The following is a 7714-nucleotide window of genomic DNA, read 5'->3' as shown; positions in this document are numbered from 1 at the left end:
ACCGTTACCTTTTGAGCATGGCGGCGCTCGTCCAGGTGCTGGCCGTCCAAGAAAAAACAAAAAAAGCAGGTCCGGGCCTTCGCACTGTCCGCCCAGGTCGTTGATTTTATAGATCAGTATTCCAGAATTAACAAATTATCAAAATCACAGGCTGTGGAATCAATTATTAAATCTTGTATATAAAGGAAAATGCCATGTTTCTCAGATCTGAAAAATATTGCTTCCATCGTGACACATGTAAAAATCATTTTGCACCAGGCTGTCCGGTCGATTGCTGGGAGTATGAAACTTACCATAATGTTTTATGTAATCGTGCCCTGGCCCTGGGTGATGATGCCTTGACCGATAAAGAACAGGCATATATTTATGGTGCTATCACATTAGAACAATTACAAGATCCGGAATTAAAGGTCCGTTGATTGTTAATTTTGCGCAGCTGTTACCCCGGCGCTGTTTGCCGGGGTTACAGATGCCCTACGGAGTAGATAAACGCATTGATTATATCTTGTCCCGGGCCCTAGCCCGGTTTCGGCGTATGCCCCGAAAGTGTCATGATAACCCGCTTGACGGCATCCCATCGAAGTATCCCGCTTTAAATCCCTTTCCCACTCATTCCATTGAGATTCTCTCTTTCTCTTAATGACCCAAAAAAACACCTGTGTATGATCAGAAAACTAAGAGTGGTTTCCGGACGAGTCCGCATCGTTGTAAAAAATTTGTTTTTAGATTCTCACATTTAATTTTGAAATTCCTATTAAGATTTAGAATAGCAGTTCCGGGGGTTTGGGGGGGGTCCCCCAAATCAATTTGTTATTTTCCTTTTTTTATATTCCCCCTGGGGGGTTAGGGGGGTTTATCCCCTGGGGGATCATAGGGGGATAAAAGAGCCGGAGAAGATTGCATGAAAAGAATAAGAAATTTAGAAATTTTTTCCGGTGTCACCAGACGGGACCCCGGCGCATTGTCACAAGGTTTAAAAGATCTTGATTTGTTGTGATTGGAGTAGATCCCGGCACCTTATTAGCCTTACGGCGCTTGAGTCCAAAAAAATAAAAAAAAAGAACAGAAAAAAACAAGCCCCTTGGAATATATTGCGAATTTGTGCATTGGACTATATATAGCGGGCATCTTCGTTGAAATCCTTGTCATTCAAGCGTTTCATCAAAATAACACAATCTTGAAAAAGTTAATAATAAAAATAATGAAATATTGTCAACACAAATTGCCTGTGTTAATGTGTAATATAGGGGAAACGGATACAATAAAAATTGTGACAACAAAATTATTATGAAAAAAAACAAAACGAAAAAAATACAGTTGCGCGTAACGGAGCAATTCTGGGATGATCTTACAGAATTGACAAGGATCTTTAAGACATCAAAATCACAATACATAACAGAAATTGTGCAAGAAAATATGTATCGACAAAAAGAATTGTTAAAAAATGTGTTGACAAACAAACATTAGAGTAATATACAAAAAGAAACGCCCCGAAAACCTGGCAGGGTTGACGGGGCAAAAATGAGGGCTGATATAAAGATCAACCTGAACATGATCAATATATCAGCTCTGAACACAAAATGTCAAGGGCTGGTATGGATCAGACAAAAGACAGCATCATTCAAAAGTTTGCGGCGCAAAGAATTTCCGCATATATTCATCAATATCATGGTGGATATGACCAAAGACAGTGTTCATGCCTTCGTGCACGGAAAGACCTTTCCCTGACAATCGATTTAAAAAAGAATCCCGGCGCAGCCCATGCGCATTATTCCAGCCTTCAAACTTGTGGTTCAATTCATTCCTGCCCGGTGTGTGCTTCCAAAATTACCGAACACCGGAAAAATGAGATCCAGGAGATTATCGACAAAACAGCCGATAAGCATCATTACCTTGTTACTTTGACTTTCCCCCATTATGAGACAGAAACTTGTGGCGAATCCCGGCGTAAATTTATGGATGCCCGACGACGAATGAAGAATTGGAGCGAAGTACAGCACCACACTGAATTTGTCCCGTTTCGGAAAATTTTACAGCATCATCAATATGACGGTTCCGTGACCACAGTTGAGGTCACGTATGGTGTCAACGGCTGGCATATCCACAGCCATGAACTTTTCATTTTTGACAAACCGGTTGATGATCTTCGCAAGTTTCGCGCTGACATTTTCGCCAATTGGACCAAAGCCTGTTTGTACTCCGGCATCGAAATAAAAAAACCCCTGGCGTTCCATCGGCGTGCAGTCCAGGTCGATGCCTTGCACGGGGATCACATCGCCAAGATGACAAGTTACCTGACAAAAATATCAACCGGTAATTCCTGGGGTATGGCAGCGGAGCTCACAAAAGGGTCATGCAAAAAACAGCAAAACGGTAATGTAACGCCTTTCGGCATGTTGTTTGAAATTCTTGATAATAAAAACAACATGAAAAAATATGGTCAAAAGTTTTGGGAATACTGCCAGACATTCAAAGGTAAACAAGCCATTCGCTTCTCAAAAGGTCTAAAGAAAAAATACGGCATTGAAGAAAAAACAGATGAAGAAATTGTTACGGAATCGGATCTGCTGTCGTCTCTGTATGGATTTTTTGAAATTGGCGAATGGAAGAATATTTTAAAGCTGAAAATGCGGGGTTTCGTTTTGCAAAATTCAGATGTTGAATGGAATCAGCTTGTTGAAATTATTAATAGTGAAATAAGAAAAAGGGCATTGCAAAATGACACAAAAAGAAAAGAAACAATTTATGCAAGCGCTTGATGAATTTTTAGCGTGCTTTGACCCGGAACAGATGGTTAAAGACGGCGTTCAATTTATCAAGTTCCGTTATCATGCCAGGGGGAAAAAAATTGAAAGATTGTATACCCCTGAAACCCTCAGAACAGCAAAGGAGCAAAGAGAAAATGCAATACATTGAAGGCGTGGTATTACACCGCAAATCATTCCAGAGTAAAAAAGGCAAAGAAATCCCGGTTGTATCGATCCTTGACGAATACGACAAATTCTCTCAGGTGGTTGATATCACTGATTTTGACAATCATGTCAATGGCGTGTCCAAAGGTATCAAAGTGCGGTTGCCGGTGCGCAGCCGTCCCGGTGTTTCGGATCGTGGAAACGCTTTTATTAACTATGTTGTCGCTGGCCCCGTCGTTGAGGTCACAGATTGATGTTTGATTTATCTCAGACATTCAACGTTTTGGAAATTCTGGACCCTGCCACCGTGACCGGTGCGGAATATTTCAACTGGTTTTTTACACTGCTCATGATATGGGGTCTTTTTTGCTTCACAATCAAGGCGTTAGTCCGCCTGCTTACGAGGTCATAATATGAGTCCTCAAGATTGGCTTTTTTTACAAGGATTGTCCGGTATAATTTGCGGTTTGCTTTTCGTCTGGACAATTTTGGATTGGTGACAACCGGGGGCGTTCCCCGGAGCACATAATTATTAATCTTTTCAAGTGAGGTGTTCGCATGGATCTTTCCACTATCACAGTTGCCGGCTTGACCGGTGATGTCTCTACCCTGGCCGTGGTCGTTATCGGTGGTCTGGCCGTTATCTGGTCAATCCGGAAGCTGATCAAGCTGACGAACCGCAGCTAGCCTGCATGCCCTGGGGGGTTTTTCATCCCCCAGGGCATCCCCCTTGTTGAGGTGATAAAATGAAAAAAGTAATGTGGTTCCTTATCGGTTTTTCCTTGGTGGCTTTTCCAGCCCGTTTTGTATATACACAAGAATTGTTTCCGTCTGCTTCATATCTATCCGCTGCCAATGTTTGGAGTGCCCAAACTGTAATTTTTGCAGGTGCTTTTTCTACACCTGCAGAAGCAGAATCCGCCGTAAATGCTGCTTGGAATGCTCTCGGTTCGCCATGTACAAGTTATTCAACTTCACTTGAATATATTTATAGAACATATGTTGGTGTATCAACAAAAAATTACCACCGTGGGTATAGTGGCTCATGTGATACTGAAGTTTATGGATTATATGTGTACGGTAGTTATCCCCCAGAATGGTTAGAAGATCCTAACCCTGATACCGATGGCGACGGCATCCCCGACCAGTGTGATTTTTATCCGGATGATTCCGGTAAACTGAATCAGTATCAAATATCATGGGAAGTCATCGATGACGCTACAAGCGCTGTTGTGGCCCGTGGGGTCCGTACAAATTACGACGATGGATTTATTCTCGGTGAATATATACCTGAAGGCTCAGCCGGTTACACTGATATCGTCTATATCGGTGGTGATTGGTATGAGTTGCCAGCAGATTGTGAATCAACCGGCGGCGGTCTGACAATCGATCAAGAATATGATGTTTCTAAGTTCCCATCTGTTCATCCGTATGTCTGGACTGGTGATGAATATGACACTGCACCGGGACCCGGTTCAACCGGTGAACCATCACCGACAGTTCCCACCGGTTCGGAAACTGACTCTGAAGCTACACAGATTATTGCTCAAAATACCGCAAAATTAATTGATTCGCAGAATCTTATGAATCAGAATCTTGTCGCAACAAATGAAAATATTCAGAAAATGCGCATCAACTCTGAAATCATGCAAGCTCAGGGATCGGATATTAAAAAATCCTTGAATGGTATAGATTCCGGCATCGGAAATCTTGAAACTGGTATCCAGGGCCTGGCCGATGGTCTTACGAATATTGAAACCGGTATTGGTGATCTGGAAACAATGATTGAAACCGGTGGATTGACTGAATCCGATGTTACCGATGCTTTATCCGGTGCTGGTGATATCAATACTGGATTATCTGAAACCGTCGATTCCATGATTGATAGTATCCCTACATCATATGATGATTTGGCATCAGATCCGCTGCTTTCAGATGATGACATAGATGATAAATTCCTGCCCTGGTCACAACAAAAATTCAACGATTTTATGGATTATGCAATCGAAAACAACCCCGTATATTCTATGATTAACATCGAAGATATGATCGATATCGGTGCAGGAACACCCTGTTTACATGCTAATATTCTAGGATCCACAATTGATATGTGTTTTGATCCCTATTATTCCGTTATGCAGACTTTTGGCTCACTCCTTGTCGGCATTGCTTCTCTAACTGGCATCTTACACGTGGTCCGTGGATAATGTATATTTATAACCCATTCCGTCATTTATACCGCTATTTATGGTGGAAATCTTTTGAATGGTATTTAAGGAGACATTGATATGGGTTTTATTCTACAGGCTCTAATGGGCCTATTTTCTGGTGTTTACTTTGGCTTTGGACGTACAGTGTTAGCTATTGTTGCCAGCATTTTTGCTGTCAAAGCTCTTATGTTCTTCATGGCTTTTTTCGTGCTGCCCTGGGTGCTTTTTGGTGTCGTTATGAAATTATATGAATATACATCTGTGTATCTTTCAACTGTTATCAATGCTTCGACTCTTCCAGATGCAACAATCAGCCTCGTTGGTGTCGGTGCTTATATTGCAACTGCCTGCAAAGTCCCTGAAGCTTTGACAACTTATTTATCCTTTATTAGTGCCTCTTTTGTACTTTCTTTATTGCCTGGATTTAGAAGATAAAAAAATAAAATTAATAGGTAAATCATGATAACACTAATCACGGGCGTTCCTGGATCTGGAAAAACCTATCTTGCTGTAAAGACCTTATCAGAAAAATTTTATATCCAGAAAAATGGTAAATGGTTCCTTCGTGATCCAGATCTAACCGTTTTCACCAATATCAATGACTTGAAACTTCCATCAAAAAATCTATCTGATATTTTAAAAGATATCCCATTTGATCGATTTTTCACTAAAGATTATCAGGATATCGTTCATCAGAAATACCCAAAAATCCTCTATGTTCTTGATGAATGTCAACAATTCATCCCTCCGAGGTATAACAACAATGATGTTGTATTGTACTTTGATACACATCGCCATTATTCAGACCAGATATATTTAATCACCCAAGATGAAAAGAAAATTTGTAGACAGATATCAACTCTTGTAGAGTTAGAATATCGCGCTGTCCGTTCTACGTTCTCGATTTTCGGTGAATTTAAGTATAACATAAAAGCCAGTGGTGAGATTTATCAGAGATCCGTTGCCAGGAAATCCAAAGCAATATTTGATTTATATCGCTCATTCGATGGTGATGGACAGCAAGTTAAAAAATCCCGGTTGTTCATGTATATCATAATTTTGTCTTTGTTCTCTGTTTGTTCTGCTTTTTATATGTTTTATCGCTTGTCTCATAAATATGAAAAATCCGAAACCACTCTCAAAACCATGAATCATCCCACAAAGACTCAAACCCGTAATCAGCCAAAAGAAGAAAAAGAAGACTTTGAACTTGTCACAATCGAAAATAAAGCAATGACTGAATCCCGTGGATTGATTGCTTTTCAGTGTCCTGTTTCTGGTGAATGGTTCTTTGATCCTTATAAGTTTCCTTACACCATCATCAACCGTGGAAAACACTTCTACGCTGTTGTTACTGCTGAATATCAACGTACACATTCACCCGATTATCAATCAGATTCCACAGAATCAACTGTTTCCTTCCTTCCTACCTTCACCACTTCCAAATCCATAAATTGATATCACACAAAAAAAACACACTTTTTTTTGTGTGTCCGGCCGCACAATCAAAAAACTACCCTATAGATCCTCAAACCACTTTTTTGTTTAAATTTATAATAAAATCAAAATAAACTTGAAAAAATTATAAAATAATTCTTGACAACCCTTTTTTGATTATGTTATAAATTAAATCAAGATCAGGCAGTGAAATAAACCATAAACAAGGAGGCAAGAATGACCGGTTCCGAAAAACAAATCAAATGGGCAGAAGACATCAAAAGGCAAGCAAATTTTGAAAATTGCCGGTCTCAGTTTGCCGGAAACGCCGCAGCAAACAAAGCCATAGATTGGCTTGAAAATATAGAAAACGTCAAGTTCTGGATTGAAAACCAGGGGCAAGAAGCAGCAGTTCTTTTGACCATCCTCGCAACCACCGGACTTGACATGCAAGACGGCACCACCGCAAAGGCAGACACCGACGGAAACGTCACAACCAACTAAGGAGGCTACCATGACAAGATTGACCGCACAGCAAGCCATCGACAGCATCACCGCTGAAACTATCCAAGTGTTCGGGCAGACAGCTCAAAAACACACGACCGGAATAGCCATCAGGGCCAGGCTTCAGCAAATGGCAGAAAAAAATGATATCAGCCCGGCAGAATACAATAAGGCCTTGAAAATAATCTGGTCAGATCCGGTCAGAATGTCGGAAGCAATCAAGGCGGCTGAATATGAGGAACTTAATAGATAATCAACCCGCCCCGGTGTAACAGCCGGGGCATTAAAGGAGATCCAGACATGAAAAAAAGAACCATTCAATTAATTGATTCCGAATTGAAAATGCTCGAAGAACTCAGAATTTCGATGATCCAGGAAAAAGAATCTTTTGATAAGATCATGCTCATTGAAGCCCGTATTTCTCAAATGAAAAGTGTTATTAACTTAATCAACTTGGGGGAATCAGAATGAATGTTTTTAAGCATAGATCCCTGACCTTTAATGTATATCTAAAACAAAAAGGAGTTAAATTTTGAAATCGTTAATATGCTATTCATGTGAAAATTATGAAGATCCCGGTGTTTGTTCGTATCGTCGTATTTTGCCGACAAAAAAAAATCAGTGTGATATTTTTGTACCACGGACAGTTCC

Annotated in this window: 11 protein-coding genes; all 11 read left to right on the top strand. The window is 40.5% G+C overall.

Features of this window, described 5'->3' with window-relative positions:
• The first annotated feature begins 194 nt into the window (after positions 1-194).
• The 11 genes from DPO_RS25420 (at position 195) to DPO_RS25615 (ending at position 7534) form a co-directional block, all read left to right on the top strand.
• Positions 195-419, top strand: coding sequence for a hypothetical protein (locus DPO_RS25420; protein ID WP_006968827.1), 225 nt, complete (start codon positions 195-197; stop codon positions 417-419).
• A gap of 1176 nt (positions 420-1595) precedes the next feature.
• A complete protein-coding gene (locus tag DPO_RS23200; RefSeq protein ID WP_006968826.1) occupies positions 1596-2759 on the top strand; it encodes a hypothetical protein in 1164 nt (387 codons plus the stop codon).
• Positions 2719-2916: a hypothetical protein gene (locus tag DPO_RS25415; protein ID WP_006968825.1), complete on the top strand. Its 198-nt coding sequence runs from the start codon at positions 2719-2721 to the stop codon at positions 2914-2916. Before DPO_RS23200 ends, DPO_RS25415 begins: the two co-directional genes overlap by 41 nt.
• The gene (locus DPO_RS23195; protein ID WP_006968824.1) at positions 2903-3166 is read left to right on the top strand and encodes a hypothetical protein; all 264 of its coding nucleotides are present in this window, start codon (positions 2903-2905) and stop codon (positions 3164-3166) included. The genes DPO_RS25415 and DPO_RS23195 overlap by 14 nt, the downstream gene beginning before the upstream one ends.
• A gap of 304 nt (positions 3167-3470) precedes the next feature.
• On the top strand, positions 3471-3599 hold the full coding sequence (locus tag DPO_RS26545) for a hypothetical protein (RefSeq protein ID WP_006968822.1): 129 nt from the start codon (positions 3471-3473) through the stop codon (positions 3597-3599).
• Between the two features lie 59 nt (positions 3600-3658).
• Positions 3659-5119, top strand: a complete 1461-nt coding sequence (locus DPO_RS23190; protein WP_006968821.1) for a hypothetical protein — start codon at positions 3659-3661, stop codon at positions 5117-5119.
• 81 nt (positions 5120-5200) lie between these two features.
• Positions 5201-5557 (top strand): hypothetical protein, encoded by a 357-nt coding sequence (locus tag DPO_RS23185; protein ID WP_006968820.1) that lies wholly within the window; start codon positions 5201-5203, stop codon positions 5555-5557.
• A gap of 24 nt (positions 5558-5581) precedes the next feature.
• Positions 5582-6580: a zonula occludens toxin family protein gene (locus DPO_RS23180; protein ID WP_006968819.1), complete on the top strand. Its 999-nt coding sequence runs from the start codon at positions 5582-5584 to the stop codon at positions 6578-6580.
• 216 nt (positions 6581-6796) lie between these two features.
• Positions 6797-7063 (top strand): hypothetical protein, encoded by a 267-nt coding sequence (locus tag DPO_RS23175; protein ID WP_006968818.1) that lies wholly within the window; start codon positions 6797-6799, stop codon positions 7061-7063.
• A gap of 10 nt (positions 7064-7073) precedes the next feature.
• Positions 7074-7316: a hypothetical protein gene (locus tag DPO_RS23170; RefSeq protein ID WP_006968817.1), complete on the top strand. Its 243-nt coding sequence runs from the start codon at positions 7074-7076 to the stop codon at positions 7314-7316.
• Positions 7317-7363: 47 nt separating this feature from the next.
• Complete coding sequence (locus DPO_RS25615) at positions 7364-7534, top strand: hypothetical protein (protein WP_006968816.1); 171 nt, start codon at positions 7364-7366, stop codon at positions 7532-7534.
• Positions 7535-7714 lie beyond the last annotated feature (180 nt).

Origin of the sequence: Desulfotignum phosphitoxidans DSM 13687 (assembly GCF_000350545.1) — a bacterium.
Taxonomy (GTDB): domain Bacteria; phylum Desulfobacterota; class Desulfobacteria; order Desulfobacterales; family Desulfobacteraceae; genus Desulfotignum; species Desulfotignum phosphitoxidans.
Note: the sequence above shows the minus strand (reverse complement) of the source record. Positions and strands in the feature narration are given on the sequence as shown.

Bases quoted from the DNA above. Each gene is read 5' to 3' on its own strand.
- DPO_RS23185 (WP_006968820.1), top strand. From the start codon at position 5,201: ATGGGTTTTATTCTACAGGCTCTAATGGGCCTATTTTCTGGTGTTTAC.
- DPO_RS23190 (WP_006968821.1), top strand. From the start codon at position 3,659: ATGAAAAAAGTAATGTGGTTCCTTATCGGTTTTTCCTTGGTGGCTTTT.
- DPO_RS25415 (WP_006968825.1), top strand. From the start codon at position 2,719: ATGACACAAAAAGAAAAGAAACAATTTATGCAAGCGCTTGATGAATTT.
- DPO_RS26545 (WP_006968822.1), top strand. From the start codon at position 3,471: ATGGATCTTTCCACTATCACAGTTGCCGGCTTGACCGGTGATGTCTCT.
- DPO_RS25615 (WP_006968816.1), top strand. From the start codon at position 7,364: ATGAAAAAAAGAACCATTCAATTAATTGATTCCGAATTGAAAATGCTC.
- DPO_RS25420 (WP_006968827.1), top strand. From the start codon at position 195: ATGTTTCTCAGATCTGAAAAATATTGCTTCCATCGTGACACATGTAAA.
- DPO_RS23170 (WP_006968817.1), top strand. From the start codon at position 7,074: ATGACAAGATTGACCGCACAGCAAGCCATCGACAGCATCACCGCTGAA.
- DPO_RS23200 (WP_006968826.1), top strand. From the start codon at position 1,596: ATGGATCAGACAAAAGACAGCATCATTCAAAAGTTTGCGGCGCAAAGA.
- DPO_RS23180 (WP_006968819.1), top strand. From the start codon at position 5,582: ATGATAACACTAATCACGGGCGTTCCTGGATCTGGAAAAACCTATCTT.
- DPO_RS23175 (WP_006968818.1), top strand. From the start codon at position 6,797: ATGACCGGTTCCGAAAAACAAATCAAATGGGCAGAAGACATCAAAAGG.
- DPO_RS23195 (WP_006968824.1), top strand. From the start codon at position 2,903: ATGCAATACATTGAAGGCGTGGTATTACACCGCAAATCATTCCAGAGT.